We start from the raw sequence: 19,922 nt of genomic DNA, 5'->3' as shown, positions 1-19,922 counted from the left end.
TATAATCCAGAATTTGTGTTAGAGACACTGGTCTTAAGTAGACTTAGCTATGGCTATTTTAGCTTTCATTTTACCTTTTTTCTTGCCGTTTTGGATAGCTTCTCTATTTTATAACCTATAGTATTTTGTCTAGCAACCAATCTGGTGTTTCTCTACCTTTTTTCCCACTTAGCAAACTCCATCTTTTCTTTTAGGTAATATTCTCTACAGTATTCTATTGGATTACTACATTTATACTGATCAGGTAATGCTTGTGTAAAAGCTTGTATATCAGCTAATTGAAAAATTAGCAAATCCTTAGTATTATCACACCATAGCATTTCTCATAATAGTCCGAACAGGTCATAGGAAGGCAGAATCAACAGCACGACGAAAGGATTCGAATAGAGGAATGTTTTTCCTAGCTCTGTTTTTTATAGCAAACCAGTGATGCTCAATTTTGTTGAAATCTGGAGAATACGGCGGCAGATACAAAATTTCTGCACCAACTCCTCTAGCAAGCTCGATAATCTTACCAGACTTATGAAAAGTAGCATTGTCAAGAATGACAGTCTGTCCAGGTTCCAAGATCGGTGTCAAAAATTGCTCAAACCATCCATTAAAAACATCCATATTACAGTGGCCTTCAAAGGTTAATGGAGCAACTATCTTTCTTCTACTTAAGGCTGAACCATACTGATTCGTTGAGTTTTCTTTCCAGATTTTAGGCCATAAAACCGCTGTCCTTTCTGGCAATACCCATATGGATAGTCCTCTGTGTTATCAATGCCAGACTCATCTATATAAACTAAGTTTTCTGGTTCTTTTGTTGCTATAATTTTTAAGAATTCAGCACGTTTTTCTTCGTTTCTTTCCTTGTATCCATATGTCTTCTTTTGCGCGTAAATCCAATTTTTCTGAGAGCTCGGTGGATCGTTTGGATACTAACGTTGCCCCAAAGTTTAGCCATTTCCGACAGAGTCTTTCCTCCGTTTTCTCTGGCAAATTTAGCAAAGGCATCCCAGTCGGTAATTTTGTGATTGTAACCTCCATTTCCAAGTTTTTTTGATTGAAAGTCTCCTGTTTCTTTTCTTCTTTGCTGCCACTCCCATAAAGTAGTTCGTCCAATTTTAAATCTTGCTGCCACTGTTTCTCTGCTTTCTCCTTCGTCTAGCGCTTCCATTGCTTTTTTCCTTAAGTCATAACTATATGCTGCTGGCACTCAACCTCCTTATCATCGTCTATCCTTATCTTATCACATCCGGACTTCTATGAAAAGAGCTATACATGCTAATTTCCTGTTGTAAATGCTCAAATTATTTACTATTTTTTTATCTTGATCCATAATTCTGGTTATTAGTACTGTGACCAAGAGGTATCCTAACATCACTAATCTTAGGAGAGCAGAGCATTTTGATCATCTAGGATTTCAAAAGTTGAGCTAAGGACATAAAACTAATCCCTTAATACAACCACTTTGCTGTTCCCTCGCCATCATGCACAGAGCCCAAAAAAATCCTGCTAATTTTTCCACTAAATTTGGTCTTTTCTTCATCTATATCTCCTTCTACGCCTAGAATTTTATTCGCCAATTGTCTAGAGCGCCAAGTAATGTTCTATATCACTGTCAGCAGCTAATTTGCCGCACCGAGAGCTGATAGACCCTTTCATCTTTCTCTCTACCTCTTTTTCACTAAATCTTTTGGGGAGTAAAACAATATATTTTTCCAAACAGTTATAAACTAGGAACCATAAAAACATCTTCATGATTAGCGATTTTAAAAGTTTGATCAAGTTCAATATTCCTAAGCGTTGTACTTGCCTTATATGAACAATAACATCCCAATGTAAGGAAAGTTAATGCAGTCAAAGCAAGTGAAATAGATATTCCTAAATGAGACATTGTTAAACTTGTGCCAACAGCAAATACTCCAGATAATATAAGAGAAGCAGAGGCATAAATTATTTGCTTTCTACCATGAGTGCTTGCTGCTGAGAATTGAGATCTTACTGCTGAACTTTTTTCAGGAACTTGAGATAGGTTACTAGCCCTTTTACTATAACCTTGTTTTACATTAACTAGATCCACGTTCTTTGTAGGTACCATCGCCTCAGTGCCAACTTCCGCCTCCATTTCATTTTGGGTTGAATTATCGAGCTTCCCCCTCTTTTCAATAGCTGCAAGCTCATTATACAAATTTTCTACAGAGCACAAATGTGAGATCCCGGCACTCAAGCTTTTTTCAACGTTTTCTAATCGTTTATTCTCTGCCTTTAATAGTTCTACGCTGCTCAATAATATAATCCTTTCTGATAAGAGTTCCTCAATTTGTTCTTTCATTATATCTATCTCTTCTATCAACTTCTCCTGTTCTATCTGTCCATGACACTTAACATCTGATTGGGTAATTTCTCCGGATTTGCTTATGTTCTCTGTTTGTATAGCAATACTTTTTGTTTCGCTTGCTATTAAAATGTAGTCGTCACGCTTGTTTAACTCATCATTTTCCCATTTTAATTGCTCGTTTTCTGCAATCAACTTATTTTTATCTTTCTCTCTTTCTTCTATCGAAGCATACAGCCTATCTCTTTCCTCGAGTACGCCACGTAGTTGATTCTCAATCAAATTGTTTCTATTGAGAAGAACTTTGTTCTTTTCTACAAGTTTAAGGTTTTCTTCGATCAATAATTCATTTCTTTGATCTAGAGAACAATTCATTTTTCCTTGTATTTCCAATTTTAATTTAAGTCTGTAAATTTGTTGTAAAAAATCCCCAGATGAATTTTCGAAATTGCCTCCGGACTCATTCTGTAGACATTTTTTGCCACTTTCACTGATAAGTTCTTCTACAACATTGAAAAACCCTTGCAAGAACATCTTCAGCTCTGTTAACTCTCTACTTAATGACGTAAAATTTTGTTGTTCTAGTATTTCCTCCACTTTGTTCAACCTATCTACAATTAGTTTCATAGGTTCAACCATTCTACTTGCACCACTTAAATTCATCTTGCCACTAAGATCTGCTTCATTAAACGGATCTTCACTCGTAGAAGTGTGGTTAGATTGACCGATCTGTTTAATCGGAGTACTCGAATTAATCAAATTTATATCAAAGCCAGAAGGTACGCTCATATCACTTAAAACATTAATTGAGTTGCCCAGAGAAGATATGCCACTATTTTCAATTAATTCACTATTATCGGAAGCTTTCTGATCTTGTCTCTGATCAACAACAATGTCTGTTAGACTAGCACAATCTTTCTGATCTTCTTCACTGCTTTCACTCATAAAGCGCTTCACTCCCATTACCGTCCTAACATTCTCTCCAAGTTCTTCTCTTTCAATTATAGTATGAGATTCATTTTTTTCGTAGTTAATTTTGTCATATAATCGTTCACATTCTTTGTAGGATAATATTGGTTGCAGCGTCTTCTTCTTTACTTCTTCATCGTAGAAAGCTCTCAGCTTATCATTTGATAATATTGCTATAGCTTCTCTTACATCAGGATGTAATTGAGAATACCCATTTCTGCATGAATTAACACGGTTCAGTAGAAAAATCTTAACAGAGTGTTGCTTGTATTCCATAAGTTCCTCTAATGTAATCCCCATAACTTCTTCTTGTGATTCTATGTATTCTAGAGCTTCTTCAAAGTCTTGTCTGTTAGAGGTGAGAGGTTGAGCTTTTTTTAACTTTTTGATCTCACTATCTTTTGGATGCACACCATTAACTTCAATAACAGGGATAACACTTGCAGAGTCAATTGCATTTAACACAATACTACAATCATCTTGATTTTTTAAGAAAGCTTTTAGCTGTTTTTTAAATTCCAATAAATTACTTAATTTATCTTCATTAGTTCTAGATTTTTTGATTTGATCATAAACGTTTCTGGCTGCTTGGTTGTTCTCTTTATCAGTCCTTATTTTACTTTCTAACTTACCAAGGAGTTTGCTCAGTGGTTTTTTAAGTTTCTTATAATTGTTAACAAGCAGTTCTCTTATCCGTCTTTCAAAATCTCCTTTTCCTTTGAATCTCAAAACAGTATATAGATCATCTTCAGCCCTCTGCTGATCGAATTTTGTATTTACAACCATACCCTTACCTAACACAAATGGAACAGAGCAGACACTGCTGAACAGAACTTAAGGGCGAAGTTAAAACCCACTTAGTTAAAGCCATCAGCACTTCTCCAATTAATCTTACTAATATTCTTCTGGAAAACAACATATCTACTGACCTTATTCTTGGGAATATAAATAGGGTAGTGTTAAAATTGCATCACCTATAGTCTCCAGAAACCTTATGTTAGCTGTCAAATCAAAATTTCTAGAAAATACTCAATAGACTTCTTTCAAAATTCATGTAAGGAGCTCAAAATTGTGGATAGCAGCAATCAAATTAAATCTTAAACCAAAACGCTTTCGTCGATTTCTATATCTATCGGAAATGATTTTAAACCTTTTCAATAAGCCAATTACGTTTTCAACTATTGCCCTGTGGCTCATAAGTGTCCTGTTCTCTTTTTTTTGTTCTTTGCTTAACGGATTCTTTTTCGTTTTCCTGTGCGGTAATACAACATTTTTGTGTATCTTCTGCATTCCCCTGTAGCCGGCATCAGCTAAGATTTTAGTTTGCGGCAATACTGCTACTTTTGATTCTCTAAAGATCCGAAAATCATGTTTTCTGCCATTTGAGAAAGATGTGCATATGACTTTTTTACTTTTCTTCTCTGTTACTATTTGTGTTTTTATAGTATGTCTTTTTTTCTTTCCAGAGTAGAAGGGCTTTTGCTTTTTTTTGGCCTCTCTACTGGCGTCTCAGTTCCGTCTATTACTAAAACTTCATATTCTACATCACTCTTTAATAGTTCTTTTTTTCCTGGTAATGCAAAATCTGGATATTTTATTAATGTGTCTTCTACCCATCTTATTATTTTAAAACAATTACTTTCACTCATGCCGTAACTTTGTCCAATATGGAAATATGTGCGGTATTCTCTTATATATTCTAGTGCCATCAGTAGCCTGTCTTCTATGCAAAGTTTGCTTTTTCTTCCACTTCTAGCTTTTTTTCTTTTATCTTCCTCATCCATAATTTCTACCATTCGCTCAAATGTTGCTTTTTTTACCCTGTTAAACGTCGAAACTTTTCTCCTTCTAACTTTTCTATTTCCTTATATTTCATGCTTTCAAATACTTGATCTTACACTCCTTCTTCTAATTTTGAAAGAAGTCTATTGGCTTATTGAAAAGGTTTAAAATCATCTCGGACAGGTATAGAAACCGACGAAAACGTTTTGGTTTAAGGTTTAATTTGATTGCTGCATTTCACAATTTTGAGCTCCCTACATGAATTTTGAAAGAAGTCTAATGATTCTAGACAGATTTCTCTAATTCTGACCAGAACGTTTGTGTATTAAATAGGTCTTTCTGGAGTAATTAGGTATTGTGACTTAGCTACAAATTTAGTACCATAGCGTTGTTTTTATGATATAGGGAGGTTTAAATGCCAATAGAAACAAAACGTCAAGCTGAAGTGCTTAAAAAGCTACAAGATGTGATAAAACATACAGATCGTGACATTGCGGCTGGAAGAAAGTTAGCTATTAAAAGGTGGGCAGAAACCTATATAGAGCATATTAAATCCTTTAAGGATGATAAGCTCGAATTCTTATATAATGTTTTTCGAGATGAAGGTTGTTGGTTAGGTACAAGGTTAAATAATACTGTTTTAGGTCAAAGGTTTACTGAAGAAAAAATAGGTGGAATAGATAATCCACTCCGCAGATACGAGATGGCTTGTAGTTACTGTGTGGTGGGTAAAATTCATCCGTTCTTTCAGAAAGCATTTGAATCTTACAAAAGTCATTTTTCTTCTGATGAACTTGATGGTAGTGGCAATCCTATAACTGACAAATACATAAGAAATTCACTTTTGGGTGGCATTGAAGAGGAAGGTCCTGTATTTAGTTTCTGGATCGATAAAGAATCTGGAGAATTAAAGCAACCTAGTAATGCAGTAGAGGGTTTTGACAGTGCTGTAAAACTTAAGTGGAGTGAAGGAGTAGAGTATTTTTACAATCAGTTAGAGGAAAAAGATAAGGTGAAGAAGCTTACAGAAGCTATTATTGCTCTGTCTTGCGTTCAATGTATCAAGAAAGAAGCTTCTATTTTAGACTTCTGTGTAAATAACATACCTAATAAAGATAATTTGTTAAAGGAATTGCTACAGAAGGGTAAAGGGATATATTTCCTTTTTGTTGCGTTAATAGATTCATGTTTTTTTGATACAGTGCATGATTTAGTACAGTGCTGGTTTTATAACTGGGGTTCAGAACGAGGAGATCATTCAGAGAAAATACTCTCCCAGCGAGAATATGAGATCTTTTTATCCTCACTTGCAAAGGCGATGTTGAAAAATCCTGAGTCAAGCTTTCAAGCAAGATCTCTTATTATGAAGATTTGGGAGTGTGATAGGCTGGGTGAATACAGAAAGGCTGCTATTATTGATACCTCGACAAATAGAGTGCCTATAAAGGTTCTACTTGGATCGTTAATAGTTAATTGGAAACGAGAAGATATTTGTAAGTCCGATAGGGAAAAAGAAATAGAGAAAGAAGAAATATCTGGTATGATGTCATTTGCTGGAGATTCCTTTCCTAAAAAGTTTGAATTTTTTAGAGAAATGGTAATAAAGCATCTTAGGCAAGTTGGTAGAGAGGGAAAGAGGAAAGGTGTAGATTACGGCAAGTTTGCAGAAGAGTTATTTCTTCAGTTAGAGAAAGCAACCTTACCTTCTGTAGGTGATGGTCCTTGGAATAATTTGCGGTCTCAATCTAAGGTATCTTTGCCGCTTGATGGTTCTGGTGATGGCCCGAAGTCCGAGTTTGAAGCTCCTAGTGTGAGTGGTGTTTCTGGTTCTCATAAGAAAAGAAGCATCTTTACGCTGAGTGGTAATGAGTAGTCCACTCAGCAATTTAAGTGGTTTTTCTGGTCTTAGTAAATAGAGAGGTATTTTGTGTCTTTAGTGAGAAGTTTAGTAGATGGAGATCTCGAGGGTTTTAGACGAGAATTTGAATCTTTTTTAGATCGGTGTCCATCTTTCTTGTATCATGTGGGTACAGGTCGTTTTCTTCCTATATTCTTTTTTAGTATGTTTGCTACTGCACGTGATGCTGGAATTCTAGATGAACGTGAAAAAGTCTACTTTCGTTTTGATAATCATGGTATTGATACAAGTGGTAATAATAGAGATACAGGAAACCTAAAAGTTGCCGTTCTAACTCGTAATCATGATGGAAAGCAAGTCGTCAGGTGTTACAGTGTTTGTGATACCTATAATAGTCCAGGTGCAAGGTTTAGTGAAAGAGAAAGAGGTTCTCTAGTACGAGAAATTAGACAGCAAAATCGAAGTTTAAGGGCAGGTGACCCAAGTTTTGAGCAATACAAAGTATGCATGCATGGAAAGGGCAGGAGTCAGGGAGAAACAATTGCAACAGCGTTCGAAATAATTCGTGAAAAGGATTTTGGAGGTAGAGATAAATTTGCCAAGTATTCAGCATCTGAGATTAATCTTCTTAGAACCTGTTAAGGATCTCGAAAATATGAGGTAAAATAAGCATAGTTAAGAAAGAGGTATATCTATGCAAAAAAGCTATCCAAGCGATATAAGTCAAGAACAATTTGAAAAAATTAGACCAATACTGGAGAGTAGCAGAAAGAAAACAAAACCAAGGAAACTTGATTTGTATGATGTATTTTGTGCAGTGCTATATGTCCTAAAAAGCCCCTGCCAGTGGAGAATGCTGCCAAAAGATTTTCCGAGGTGGGAGAACGTGTATTACTATTTTCAAATGTGGAATAAAAAGAATGGAGCAGAACCAAGCTTGCTGGAAATAGTCTTAAAAAAAATTAGTTGGAGAGGTTCGTATCAGCAATGGTCGGAAAGAGAAAACCAGTTTCTGTATAATTGATGCCCAAAGCGTTAAAAACACAGATACTGCTGAAAAAAAGGGCTATGATGCAGGTAAAAAGATTTCAGGCATAAAGCGTCATATTGCAGTTGATACGCAAGGCTTGCCACACGCAATTCATATAACAACAGCAGAAGCAACTGATCGTAGCAGTGCTGTGGAAATGGTGGGAAAGGCTGAAAAAAACCTCTCTGAAGTTGAAAATATACTGGTTGATGCTGGCTATACAGGAGAAAATTTTGCAACTCAAATAAAAGCTACTATTGGTGCAACTGTTGAGGTAATAAAGCGGAGTGAATTACATTCTTTCGTTGTATTGCCAAAAAGATGGGTTGTTGAGCGATCTTTTGCTTGGTTGGAAAAATGTAGGCGTTTGTGGAAAAATTGCGAGCGGAAACTCAACACTAGCTTACAAATGGTTGTTCTTTCCTTCATTTCTATTCTATTGAGGAGATTTTAAACAGGTTCTTAGGCAATTTCCAAGGATAGGTCACCGATTGTCGATTAAGTCAATAGAAAGAAGACGACTTGAAAGAAATCAGAGAGAACAGCTTAATAGGTTGATCAATTTTGTACAAGTCGAACCTGTTCAACAAGAAATAGATAACTTCGCAGAAATGTTAACAAGCGAAAGACTAGAGTATGTAGAAGATTCTCTCGTGCAAGATATTTTGCCATATATAACTGACACTTATTATAAATATATAGGTGATGTGGAAGGCAATATTGCAAATCGCAATCAAAAGTTTGAGAGTCACGGATTTTTCTTAGGTTTATTAGCAAATTTTAGTCATCTCTACACAATAGATATTGACCTTGACTTGTCTCCTGGAAATTCATATGTTGCTTTTCTTGTACGTCGTCAAGCAGAAAGAGACAATGTTCCCATTATTATTAATCTTGCTATATTTGACACACCATCAGATGTTGCACTAAACCTTGCCATAGGCTACGCTGGGAGGTTACTCACTTCTTCATTTATACCTATTCATACCACATCAGAACATACTGTTTGTGTTGGATTAAATTTTAATTTAGATCTAGATCCTTTTAGTGTTGATACATTAGAACTTCAACAGGATAGATTTCCTTTAGTGCGAAGATTATTTGAGTGTGTAGAAAATGAAGAAATTATGGAAAATATTAAAGATTTCTTACTTCAATATATTCCTACCGAAATACCAATAAATGAAGAAAATCGTGACAGGATACTTGATTATATAACTGGTTTTGCTTTTGGTAATAGTGCTTTTACAAGAGAATATTTAAAGCTAGGAGAGGGACGAGATCGAGTACGTCTAAAAAAGTACATATTTAGATATGATAATGAGGATTTAAGAAGAGATGCTTTAACTATGGTCTTCCATGCTCAAGGTTTTCCTATAGTTATACTTGACATCAGAAATCCCCATAATATACGGTCAGTACAAGCCATCGCTCTACCACCAGGTTATAATGGTGCTGTGAATAGAGTTACATTCATACTTAATAATCAATATGGACTGAGTGTTGTATTAGACAGATTTAATTCGCCTGATAGTTACCTACGTAGGAGTAGACATACTTCTTATGATGGTAATCTTATAAAAGTGCTTAATGCTGAAAATATACATAACACTTTAAATCAAGTTATGAGTGATAACTGGCAAGATGGTGCTCAGCACGGAGAACTATTTACAGCTATTTCCGGAGTATTAATGCCAGAAAATATGAATGGTGATGCAATAATAAATGTAGATAGCGAGGATAAGTTTAGGTCTATATTGCATGGTGTATTTTATATTTGTAGCAACCCTGATAAAGTACTTTCTAGGTACAAGGTAGGTCAAACATATAGTCCAGTAATAGAAGGAGAAGTAGTGGAGCAAGTGAATACAAGAGTTACAGAACAGAGATTAGATCTTCTGTTATTAAGACAACCTAAAGAGGATGATTCAGATACTCACCCAATTGTATATGTATTAGGATTTGCTAATAATGCAGAAGAAGTAGGACAAAGACTAAACGAGATAAGACGTCAGATAGAGCAACTTATGAAAAGAGAAAGAGGATACTTACCTATTACTCTTGAAGATGAGATAGTTTTCTGTCCTGTTGTACTTAATGTAGCTGCACAGAGAGCAGAAGATCTTATAACTATTCCAGAAAATCTTTATATACATAGAATTAATCGTCATTATGAACCAAGAAGAGCTGCTCGTAATCAAGAACAAGTATTACAACTAATAAATGCGTATATTCAAAATAATCCAAATGGTGCTTTTAATCGGCTGGGAGATGTACATGATATACTTACATTAGATTTTGCAACAGATAATCTTAATTATCATTATTGGCTTCAACACCGTGATGTATTTGATGCTGCAAGAAGCTATGGCTTTAATGTTGAAAATGATCAATTGTTTGCAATAACTTCACAAGCACAGATAACAGAGCCAGAGCGACGTGATGATGATGGGCAAGTAGTACGTCAAGAGTATCAATGGGTACGTGAAAATCTGCAAAGGCTTCGTGGTGGAGAAAATGGTGAAAGAAGGATATTAACTTCAATTGTTAATTTAGGTAACGTTCATTGGGTTACATTAACTATTGTTTACCAAAATGAGAATTATTATTGTTATTATGCTAACTCAACTGGTGGCGGTATTCCAAATGATGTTAGACTAGCTTTAGAAGGTAGTGGTATTAATAATGATAATATCCATAACATTCTTGCTGATCAGCAAGATAATTTGTTAGTACAGCAAAGAGATGGATGTAATTGCGGCTTCTGGGCATTAGAAAATGCTAGAGATATTAATGAAGTTTTACAACGAAATAATAATCTTGGAAACCAAGGTAGAGGTGTGTTAGATGAAATGCGTAATTCTCTTACATTAAATGTTCCAGGCATGAATAATATAGTTGATGAAAACAATCTTAGAAATGAACAGTACTTTCAAGATCTGAGAAGAGAAATCTCAAGAGAATTTCGAAACACTGGTACTAATGCTGGACAAACTCGTGACAATGATCCATTGATTAGAGGCACTATACGACTTCAAAATCAAAATGGAATACGTGAACTACTATTAGAGTACTTATACCAACTCTCATTGTTGGCCAGTCAAATAGGAGACATTGCAGAGTTGTTTAATTGTGGAGCTGGCAAGAGAAGTAATAAATTTGCACAAAGCACCCTCAAGCAGAGCAATTGTATCGTATATTTTATTGCGCAAAATGTTCTGTTTTATATATAACCAAAGCCTCTCAACAGGATTTAGCTCAGGTGAGTACGGAGGTAGGTATATAATATCGATATTTTTAGGTACCTTTAAATTTTTTGACCTATGCCAACTAGCACAATCCATAACAAGAAAAGCCTCTCGTGTTTCTAGATATTGCGACATCTGCTCAAGAAATATGTTCATGCAATCAGTGTTGACATTTGGTGCAAATAAGCTAGAACTCTCTCCATTTCTAGGATTAACCGCACTATAGAGATAGAAATTTTGCCTACCTAATTTTGTTTTAACCTGTGTTCTAATCCCCTTTTTAAACCACCCATGTCCAACCTTTGAATGTGTGCCAAACCGTGATTCATCAAAGAAAAATAGCTCTTTTTCTGGATACTTGCTAATAGCTCCATTGAGATTTTTTTTTGAATTCCTCTTGTTTGCTTTTATCTTGTCCATTATGAACTGGTCTTGGTGTAATATATGAGAATTTCATCTTTTGCATATAGCGGTGTACTGTAGATTTGCTGATATTTAATCTGAACTTTTCCTGGATTCTTATTCTCATTTCTTTAATGGTAATATTAGGATTTTCTTCTATCCACTCTTCAATTTGCTGTAGTTGAACCTGATTTAATTTAGTTTTTCTACGGCGTTGTGGAGGAGCAAACAGTTTTTCTTCTCTGCCAAATTTCAAGAGTTTTACCCACGAAGTTAGTGCGCTTCTTGAAATGCAATATATTTTTGCTACAGCCGTTATACTGTACTTTTTTGCTGCAATTACAGCATTTAGTTTTTTTGAAACATATGCATTATTCCTTACTTTCTTCAGCATTTCTTTTGCTGATTCTACTACTTTTTCATCCAATAATTTTGATCTTAATGCCATTTATACCTCAACTATTTTACTTACTTCATTATGGCTTTTCTTCCATCTTTGTCCATCTGTTTGCCGTGTAATGGGAATTGGTATTAGAATTAACATTATCTCATGTACAGTCATTACATTTTGATAAAGAGCAACAAGCAGCGCTTTTGCAGTTTGTATCTAGCAGCTTTCCAAATGCATCTATTGAATTAGTGAAACAAGGCCTTTATTTGCCTTCTTTTGAAAAGCGAGGAGTTAATGTTAATGGTAAATGTGTAGCAATTACTCATAGTTTATCTCAAGCTTTATCATTACACAAAGAAAAATCATTTTTGAATACTCTAAAAACTTCAACTGAAATTTATGAGCGTATAGCTCAAGGTAAGCAGATATCGAAAAGGGAAGAAAAAGAGGCTTTTACTTTTAGTAAGTTGCTTAGTAATTTTGAAGAGCAGGCAGATTGTGTTACAAGCACTTTGCCTTCAAGCTTAACTCATAGTAGGAGTTGTAAAATGCTTAGTGATTTATCAAATTATATAGCTAAAATTAATGGTGATTTTGCTCTTCACTTAGTAACAAGTAATCATGTTGTAGCCATTTACAGAATGAGTGATAATTACGCGTATTTTGATAGCAATGCAGCATTTGTTTCTGAACTAAAAAGCGTTGATCAGCTTATACAAGTTGTGAAAAAAGGGATAGGGTTTGCCAGCTATGAAATAGGAGAAAAAGGCTTTCTCATTGAACACTTTGATGTTAATCAAGCTAATGGTCTATTAGATGATGAAGATAAGCAAACCCTAACAAGAGAAATTAAAACAGAACGAGAACTTCTTGCGGAACAGGATAAAGAGCTTGGTCTTATTAAAATTGATGGTCAAGAAGTATCCAGAGTGCAATTATATGACTTTGGGACTAAAATTAATGTAAAAGGTAGTGTGCCATTGCTTATTAATGCTGATATGAAGTTAAATAGCGAAAAATTTCTGGATTATTTAGATAAAAAAGAAGTGAACATAACAGCTAGAGAATACCTTGATAACTTACAAAATAGCAAAAATGTGAAAGAGGTAGTACAAGCAACCAAAGCAATTCCTTTTAAAGGTTCAAGTCGAGAAGTGAAGGGGGCAGAACAAAAACGTAGCTCAGAGCTTAGCTTTTCTATGAAGCAATTAATAAAATATCTTTTGACTGCTGTAATTAGGCAGAAAAGCCAACTTTCAGAGGATAATAGCAAAGCAGATGATAATCCTAATCATTATTTGAGTAGTGTAACAATAAGTAGTCAACCGAAAGAGTCACAAAGATATTAATCTGTTTATTTCTGAAGTTGTGAAATTTTATCTACAGAAAGATGGCGTCTTGTAATTCAACAAGAAGATTATAAAAATTGAATCTTAAGTTGTGTTGTGAAATAAAAAATATTTTCTATTCGCAACCTGTGTAGAGGTGTACAAATTATAGTAAGTGTGTATGTTGATAAATAAATTGGTTTTATACATACTTAGAAATTTACTTATCAATATATATATATTACATTTAATAAATTTATATAAAATACTATTTTACATAAGATCGGATGGTAGCATTTTTTGATTTTAAATTACTAAAACTTTCACTCAGTCTCCTAGTCCTGTAATTTTTAATGTGGTCAGGATTAAAAGCAATCTTGAATCTAAGAACATGTCTGCAAAGGAAGTAGAAAGAAATCAAGAAGTAATCTTAGCCAGAAAAAGCGGTAGAGAAGTTAAGAATATTTTTCACAAAAAGGACGATACCAATAAAAAGGATTTCATTCTATTGGGGATAAAAACTGTTATGAATTTTCCTATTATTTCCGAGTTCAATAATATTAATTTCTTAATATTTTATTAAGATCTTAAGCAATATAACCATGTTTAGCAACCCAAAACAGGTAAGTGTGAGAAGAGTTTGTTTTGGGATGGATTGGTCTACCATGTGTACCATACGAACTTTTCTTTATAATAATTTCACTATACGCTAAAACTAGCTAGATTTGCTCGCTTTCGCTAAATTTACATACGAACTAACTCGCCTAACTTTGTTGCAGATAATTTCAAGCTTTTATTTTCACAACCTTATTTTTATGCTGCTTGTTCTCACAAATATACGACCTTTTTTGAAGGAATAAATAATTCAATTCTCTATAACACTAACTAGCATGGTATCTTCACTAAAATATTTTTTGAAAAAGTTAGTTGATTTATAAATAATTCTCTACTAATACTGGCATGTGTTTGTTTATTCTGCTGAACATGCAGGTTTACTGTGCAAACTTCAGCGGCTTTTACAGTGCTCTTTTCGTCAAAGGTAGCTATACCTTACTTTATGATTATGAGTATAGGCTTGTTGTATTGAGAATTTATATAGTCCTTTTAAGTTAATTATTTGGAATGATGTTAGATATACTTAGCAAATCTAATCTCCCCTTTTTCTTTACTGGTACTCTTGCTACTGTTACATGCTTGCATCTGGAATCTTCGCTATAGCTCCTTATACTCCATTTAGCTCCAGTAGCAGCTTTAAGTATAGGTTACCTACTGCTTTATTTGTACTTTCTGCAGTAGCAATTGCGCTTTCATATAAGGTAATCAATCAGAATAAAAGCCTTATGCTTTAGAGAGTGAAAAATTCAAATTAGCTTTGGAAAATAAAAGAGAGATAGAGGGGTTAGAAGTTAAAAACAAAGCTCTAAATACTATAACTCAAGTATTGAGAGCTCAATTGTCCGAAAAATATTCAGAGTTATCTAATATGACAAAAGAATTAAGAAATTTAGAAAATATAAAAGACCGGAAGAATGATAGTGGTTACTATAGTCGTACTGATACTCCAACTACTTTTTTAGATAGTATTTTTCCCAGATCTACTCTTAATAAAGCTACAGAGTATTTAACATCATATAAGAAGATCAAGAAACAGAGTATGGATTGGAAGTTCAAAGGCCAAAAAAGCTAATTATTCCAGATACTGAATTTGATTCATTGTCTAAAGATGAGATTGACAATATTCATGGTAGAACGACTATGGGAATAAGATAGCTTGTGTTTTAGTAGGGGATGTTTTAAACAGGTTTTAAGCAACAAAGCATAATCTATCTTTCATGACATTCTTATAATAGTGGTATTGAATATAAGTGGCAGTTCTCAATTATATTAATCTATAGTAAAATTGGTTCAAACTTGCATTTGTAAGAAATTTTTGACCTATCTACACACTAGTATTACTCACCATAAAAACTTAACAAAAATATGAATAGTAAAAAGATCATGGTTGTTGACTTAATGTTGTATATTGCATATAATATACCATATATTTTAGTTTGGAGGGATAAGTATGGCATTAGAACGTATTTTAGAGACTAAGCCACTTTGTGGGTTAGCTACTGAAAAACAGCATACAGAACATTTTGGCTGGCAAACTCCGGGAACTATTCCATCGTTGTCAAGTCAAGAACAAACTGATGACTGGGGTGAGTCCGTTGATGACTGGAATAAGTTCGTTATTGAAGACAACAATACTGCTGTTACAAGTTCTTTTATTCCAGAAAACTCAATTTTAATGAATTTAGCAAATCTATTAACTGAGGGCGAAAAAGTTTCGATTGATGAATTTCATGACAAGATGGAAAGTATAATGAAAGGGTTTCATGAAAATAGATACGAAAGTTCTGCAAAGGTTACTCTAGAAAAGATGGAACATTTAATAGATGAATATTTGAAAAGGAAAATAAAGCTAAATTTACGCTGTGATCACTATGAATGTACTGTGTCGAATTTTATATTTAAAAAAATAATTGACATTGCTAATGCTAGCAGTGTTATGCGTATAACGCCTACTACTAGAGCACGATATAAAGACAATGGGGAAGAGGCAATGGATCCGTGGGAAGAGGCTTCAGAACCTTTATTCAATATTGTCAATAAGCTGCTGTTATCAGGTGCAAAAATAGAGTCCGATTTTTATAATGATAATATGATAGATGAAGTTATGTGGGGAAATGATGAGCCTATTTTTACAGAGTGTAAAAAAATTAAGGACAAACTGAAAAGTATCGCATATGAAGGTTTAATAAATAAGAATGAACAAGTTCAAGATGATGATCTGCAAGTAGAAGTAGATAATAATCTTGTTCTTTTTAGGTGGCCACAAAACAGTATCGTTGAAGTTGCAAAGGTTATGAATAGTAAGGTGAATGAAAATTTCAGTATAGAAAGTAGCATCTTACAGATTGGGGAAAGTATAATAAGAGTTGAAAGCATAGGAAAAAAAAGAAATTATACAGATGTCTTAGGAGATAGCATTGAAATGTCCTTTACCACTGAAGTAGGAGAGATTAGTATTCATCTGTGTCCTGGTGATAGTAATATAATAAAAGTAAAGCTTGATGGAGAGAACCAGGAGAAGTTTGACAAATTAAAAGATAAATCAAGTCTAGGAAAAAGCTGCTTTTTAGGAGGAAAAAGTGTTCTACAAGCTGTTAACGATAAAGGTTTTGAAAGAAACGGTAGAATACTTATAGAGTCAGCTGAAACTATTAAACAATCAAATTTTGTAGTGAAAGAATCAGGTGTTCCATCTACTCTTATGAAGCCAATCGATAGTTTAGACCAGCTGCAAAAGATGGGAGCTTCGAAAGAAATAGTAGTGTGTTAATGAAGTCAACTAAAATTAGTAAACAAAAGAAAGGTCTTGGAGAGATAAAAAAATTGATGTATCTTCAAAGTAAGATTTTTTGAAGTATAAACCATACTCTCAAGGTGAGAAGAAATAGTAGGGGGATAAGTGTTGACTTAATAATTTAGAGATTCTTCTAAAGAAATTATTTTTCTCTCTTGATGCTTATTCTTTTATAGGTATAGCCTTTTGTGTTTGATTGAATTGACTTTTGTGATACCTACAGAATTTCTTTTATCAGACCCAACACATGATTCAGCGGGAGAAGAGCGGTCAGGGACATTTAGCTCTTACGCAATAACTTTGGGAGTTCTGGAATCGTTTCATACATATGTTTAAGATTATCACTATTTTTATTACATAATTAAGTGTCAGTTCCTGTAACATTAGTTTACCTCTTATTCTTTGTTTTAAAGTATTGGTTTTCTGGCACATAGTCTTTTCCATTGCCTATTGCTTTTGTAAATTAAGATTCTAAGCCGTAAAACTTCTCTAATTGCTCACTCCACAGCATCGGTATTTCTCTCAAATCAACTAATTTCAAATTTCTTGGCTGCCTCCCATTTACTATATCTTCTTTAATCTTTGGTGCTAAATAATTTCACCTTTTCTTTCCCTATTAAGAACTTCACAAACTCAAGATTTTCATGGTTATAATTGACAGCATGGTGCACAGCCATCTTCTCGACGTACATAATTAACATTAGCCCCTTTATCAAGTTGAGCTTCTACTCCACTGCGGTCTTTTCTCTTGACAGCATCAAGAAGTAATTCATTTCTTAGAACCTGTTAAGGATCTCGAAAATATGAGGTAAAATAAGCATAGTTAAGAAAGAGGTATATCTATGCAAAAAAGCTATCCAAGCGATATAAGTCAAGAACAATTTGAAAAAATTAGACCAATACTGGAGAGTAGCAGAAAGAAAACAAAACCAAGGAAACTTGATTTGTATGATGTATTTTGTGCAGTGCTATATGTCCTAAAAAGCCCCTGCCAGTGGAGAATGCTGCCAAAAGATTTTCCGAGGTGGGAGAACGTGTATTACTATTTTCAAATGTGGAATAAAAAGAATGGAGCAGAACCAAGCTTGCTGGAAATAGTCTTAAAAAAAATTAGTTGGAGAGGTTCGTATCAGCAATGGTCGGAAAGAGAAAACCAGTTTCTGTATAATTGATGCCCAAAGCGTTAAAAACACAGATACTGCTGAAAAAAAGGGCTATGATGCAGGTAAAAAGATTTCAGGCATAAAGCGTCATATTGCAGTTGATACGCAAGGCTTGCCACACGCAATTCATATAACAACAGCAGAAGCAACTGATCGTAGCAGTGCTGTGGAAATGGTGGGAAAGGCTGAAAAAAACCTCTCTGAAGTTGAAAATATACTGGTTGATGCTGGCTATACAGGAGAAAATTTTGCAACTCAAATAAAAGCTACTATTGGTGCAACTGTTGAGGTAATAAAGCGGAGTGAATTACATTCTTTCGTTGTATTGCCAAAAAGATGGGTTGTTGAGCGATCTTTTGCTTGGTTGGAAAAATGTAGGCGTTTGTGGAAAAATTGCGAGCGGAAACTCAACACTAGCTTACAAATGGTTGTTCTTTCCTTCATTTCTATTCTATTGAGGAGATTTTAAACAGGTTCTTAGTAAATTTTCAACTTCTTCATGTCCTCCATCATTTGTAAGTTCCAATGGTGATCTATTATTGGAATTTTTAATATCAATTCTTGCTCCTTTTTCTATGAGAAATTCTACAGATGGTAAATGTCCTTCCTTGGCAGCATAGTAGACTGATCTGTAGTTTTAGAATTATTAATAAATGATTCTTGTTGTTGCTTTTCCATTAGAAGCTTTACAATTCCTAGATATCTTTTATTGGTAGCATAATGCAAAGGAGTCCAATTGTTTTTACCTTTTGTACCAACTTCTACTCCCTTATTAAGAGAAAATTTTACAATATCGATATTTCAAAAATCAGCTGCAATATGAATAGGCTTGTTTTCGTCATTAGTTTTAGCGTTAAAACTTACACCTTTATTATTTACTAAAAATTTTGTTACTTCTAAGCTATCAAACTTAGCTGGATGGTGCACAGCCATCTTGACCAAAAAATCATCCCCCTATCGCGTTCTTATCATTATGCCTTATACCCTGTATTACACCTTCAGATATAGTCATTTCTAACCTCCAACATCCTTGCTAATAAACCCTCACTAAAACTGCCGAAAAGACTTTGTAAGTTAATATTCTAAATCTCAATATTTTATGGTGCAGGTTTTGATTTTTAAAACATTATACTCTGTGTAGGGTATTAGAGGTTGTCCGGAAACTAGTAAATTCAAGCATATTCCCTCTTTAACATAACCCTACTCATAGCTAGGTATATGAAATTCTCAGTGGATGTTGTGAGTAAATCATACTCCTTCGATAGCCTTCTATTCCTATTAACCCAAGCAAAAGTCCTTTCTACAACCCATCTTCTTGGCTGTACTTTAAACCCTTGTTCTCTTGTTGGTAGTAGCTCAGGTGGCGTATCTTTGTGCACCCAAAATCTACATGGAGGCCTTTTAACAATTTCAATATCTATGTCATATTCTTCCTTTATGTGATTCTTTAAATTTCTTCCTTGGTATCCCATGTCAGCCCACATTTTTTTAACTTTAGTATATTTTGTTCTCATATTGTTTAATGCTATTTTAATACCATCTCTATCATTTTCGTTAGCAGCGCCTACGTAACAACCTAGTATAAAACCCTGAGTGTCTGTAATTATATGCCTTTTTCTACCCTTTACTTTTTTACTTCCATCATAGCCTTTGATCCCCCCTTTTCTGTAGTCTTTACAGATTGACTATCTACTATACAGGCACTCGGCTGCTCATTCCTTCCTATTTTTCTTCTACTATATTTTGTAATTTCATAATTCATTTTCTCAAAAATTCCCTGCTTCTTCCATTGCCTGAACTGCTCATACACAGTCTTCCATAGCGGAAAATCATTTGGTAAATACCGCCATTGACACCCTGTACGCAATACATAGAAAATTGCTTCTAATATTTCTTTTTTGCTATACTTTGGCGGCCTTCCTCCTTTCTTGTATGATACTCTGAAGTGTTTTTCTATTCTTGCCCATTCCCTTTCGCTTAGATCTGTTGGATACTTTTTTCTCATCTTTACCCCGTACT

13 protein-coding genes and 6 pseudogenes are annotated in these 19,922 nt (G+C 34.3%); 9 read left to right on the top strand and 10 right to left on the bottom strand.

The features are described 5' to 3' along the window. Positions 1–115: 115 nt before the first annotated feature. The 4 genes and pseudogenes from ABWU74_RS02915 to ABWU74_RS02900 all read right to left on the bottom strand — a co-directional run. Positions 116–314: pseudogene (locus ABWU74_RS02915) on the bottom strand (hypothetical protein); the annotation flags it as partial. A gap of 28 nt (positions 315–342) precedes the next feature. Beyond that, a pseudogene (locus tag ABWU74_RS02910) lies at positions 343–1,201 on the bottom strand (IS630 family transposase). A gap of 513 nt (positions 1,202–1,714) precedes the next feature. Further along, positions 1,715–4,078, bottom strand: coding sequence for a hypothetical protein (locus ABWU74_RS02905; protein ID WP_353289400.1), 2,364 nt, complete (start codon positions 4,076–4,078; stop codon positions 1,715–1,717). A gap of 264 nt (positions 4,079–4,342) precedes the next feature. Continuing rightward, a pseudogene (locus ABWU74_RS02900) lies at positions 4,343–5,168 on the bottom strand (IS5 family transposase). A 51-nt stretch (positions 5,169–5,219) separates the two neighbouring features. Between ABWU74_RS02900 and ABWU74_RS02895 the strand changes: the two are divergent. The 4 genes and pseudogenes from ABWU74_RS02895 to ABWU74_RS02880 form a co-directional block, all read left to right on the top strand. Then, positions 5,220–5,336: pseudogene (locus ABWU74_RS02895) on the top strand (IS5/IS1182 family transposase); the annotation flags it as partial. A 153-nt stretch (positions 5,337–5,489) separates the two neighbouring features. Beyond that, positions 5,490–6,947, top strand: a complete 1,458-nt coding sequence (locus ABWU74_RS02890; RefSeq protein ID WP_353289399.1) for a cytoplasmic incompatibility factor CifA — start codon at positions 5,490–5,492, stop codon at positions 6,945–6,947. Between the two features lie 63 nt (positions 6,948–7,010). Then, the gene (locus tag ABWU74_RS02885) at positions 7,011–7,574 is read left to right on the top strand and encodes a hypothetical protein (protein ID WP_353289398.1); all 564 of its coding nucleotides are present in this window, start codon (positions 7,011–7,013) and stop codon (positions 7,572–7,574) included. Positions 7,575–7,626: 52 nt separating this feature from the next. After that, a protein-coding gene (locus tag ABWU74_RS02880; protein WP_353289218.1) for an IS5 family transposase occupies positions 7,627–8,416 on the top strand; the annotation gives its coding sequence in 2 pieces (ribosomal slippage) (positions 7,627–7,887 and positions 7,889–8,416; 789 coding nt in all). A gap of 2,632 nt (positions 8,417–11,048) precedes the next feature. On the opposite strand, the gene ABWU74_RS02875 is transcribed toward ABWU74_RS02880, so the two are convergent. Further along, positions 11,049–12,060, bottom strand: a protein-coding gene (locus ABWU74_RS02875) for an IS630 family transposase (protein ID WP_094745768.1) whose coding sequence is annotated in 2 segments (ribosomal slippage) — positions 11,049–11,597 and positions 11,599–12,060 — 1,011 coding nt in all. Because the reading frame shifts where the segments join, the coding sequence is not laid out codon by codon here. 77 nt (positions 12,061–12,137) lie between these two features. Between ABWU74_RS02875 and ABWU74_RS02870 the strand changes: the two genes are divergently transcribed. The 4 genes from ABWU74_RS02870 to ABWU74_RS02855 all read left to right on the top strand — a co-directional run bounded on the left by ABWU74_RS02870 (position 12,138) and on the right by ABWU74_RS02855 (position 16,716). Continuing rightward, entirely contained in the window at positions 12,138–13,352 is a 1,215-nt protein-coding gene (locus ABWU74_RS02870; protein ID WP_353289397.1) for a hypothetical protein, read from the top strand. Positions 13,353–13,722: 370 nt separating this feature from the next. Continuing rightward, positions 13,723–13,914: a hypothetical protein gene (locus ABWU74_RS02865; protein WP_353289396.1), complete on the top strand. Its 192-nt coding sequence runs from the start codon at positions 13,723–13,725 to the stop codon at positions 13,912–13,914. 789 nt (positions 13,915–14,703) lie between these two features. Beyond that, a complete protein-coding gene (locus ABWU74_RS02860) occupies positions 14,704–15,018 on the top strand; it encodes a hypothetical protein (protein ID WP_187297709.1) in 315 nt (104 codons plus the stop codon). A 378-nt stretch (positions 15,019–15,396) separates the two neighbouring features. Further along, a complete protein-coding gene (locus ABWU74_RS02855) occupies positions 15,397–16,716 on the top strand; it encodes a hypothetical protein (RefSeq protein ID WP_353289395.1) in 1,320 nt (439 codons plus the stop codon). A 487-nt stretch (positions 16,717–17,203) separates the two neighbouring features. Here ABWU74_RS02855 and ABWU74_RS02850 read toward each other — a convergent pair. Continuing rightward, positions 17,204–17,338, bottom strand: a pseudogene (locus tag ABWU74_RS02850) (recombinase); the annotation flags it as partial. A gap of 244 nt (positions 17,339–17,582) precedes the next feature. Between ABWU74_RS02850 and ABWU74_RS02845 the strand changes: the two are divergent. Next, positions 17,583–18,372 (top strand): IS5 family transposase gene (locus ABWU74_RS02845; protein ID WP_353289218.1). Its coding sequence is split into 2 segments (ribosomal slippage): positions 17,583–17,843 and positions 17,845–18,372, totalling 789 coding nucleotides; the frame shifts between segments, so codons are not numbered across the junction. On the opposite strand, the gene ABWU74_RS02840 is transcribed toward ABWU74_RS02845, so the two are convergent. From ABWU74_RS02840 to ABWU74_RS02825, 4 genes and pseudogenes are all read right to left on the bottom strand, one after another. Further along, on the bottom strand, positions 18,355–18,480 hold the full coding sequence (locus ABWU74_RS02840; RefSeq protein ID WP_410542102.1) for a hypothetical protein: 126 nt from the start codon (positions 18,478–18,480) through the stop codon (positions 18,355–18,357). The two genes, ABWU74_RS02845 and ABWU74_RS02840, sit on opposite strands and share 18 nt — an antisense overlap. A gap of 8 nt (positions 18,481–18,488) precedes the next feature. Continuing rightward, complete coding sequence (locus tag ABWU74_RS02835; protein ID WP_353289444.1) at positions 18,489–18,695, bottom strand: ankyrin repeat domain-containing protein; 207 nt, start codon at positions 18,693–18,695, stop codon at positions 18,489–18,491. Positions 18,696–18,704: 9 nt separating this feature from the next. Then, positions 18,705–18,836, bottom strand: coding sequence for an ankyrin repeat domain-containing protein (locus ABWU74_RS02830; RefSeq protein ID WP_007551899.1), 132 nt, complete (start codon positions 18,834–18,836; stop codon positions 18,705–18,707). 239 nt (positions 18,837–19,075) lie between these two features. Next, positions 19,076–19,908: pseudogene (locus ABWU74_RS02825) on the bottom strand (IS5 family transposase). Positions 19,909–19,922 lie beyond the last annotated feature (14 nt).

The organism is Wolbachia endosymbiont (group A) of Paraperithous gnathaulax (genome assembly GCF_964028485.1).
Classification (GTDB): domain Bacteria; phylum Pseudomonadota; class Alphaproteobacteria; order Rickettsiales; family Anaplasmataceae; genus Wolbachia; species Wolbachia pipientis.
This window is presented reverse-complemented; position numbering and strand designations above follow the sequence as displayed.

Coding starts and splice junctions, on each gene's coding strand:
- ABWU74_RS02865 (WP_353289396.1), top strand. CDS start 13,723: ATGTCTGCAAAGGAAGTAGAAAGAAATCAAGAAGTAATCTTAGCCAGA.
- ABWU74_RS02890 (WP_353289399.1), top strand. CDS start 5,490: ATGCCAATAGAAACAAAACGTCAAGCTGAAGTGCTTAAAAAGCTACAA.
- ABWU74_RS02905 (WP_353289400.1), bottom strand. CDS start 4,078: ATGGTTGTAAATACAAAATTCGATCAGCAGAGGGCTGAAGATGATCTA.
- ABWU74_RS02855 (WP_353289395.1), top strand. CDS start 15,397: ATGGCATTAGAACGTATTTTAGAGACTAAGCCACTTTGTGGGTTAGCT.
- ABWU74_RS02830 (WP_007551899.1), bottom strand. CDS start 18,836: ATGGCTGTGCACCATCCAGCTAAGTTTGATAGCTTAGAAGTAACAAAA.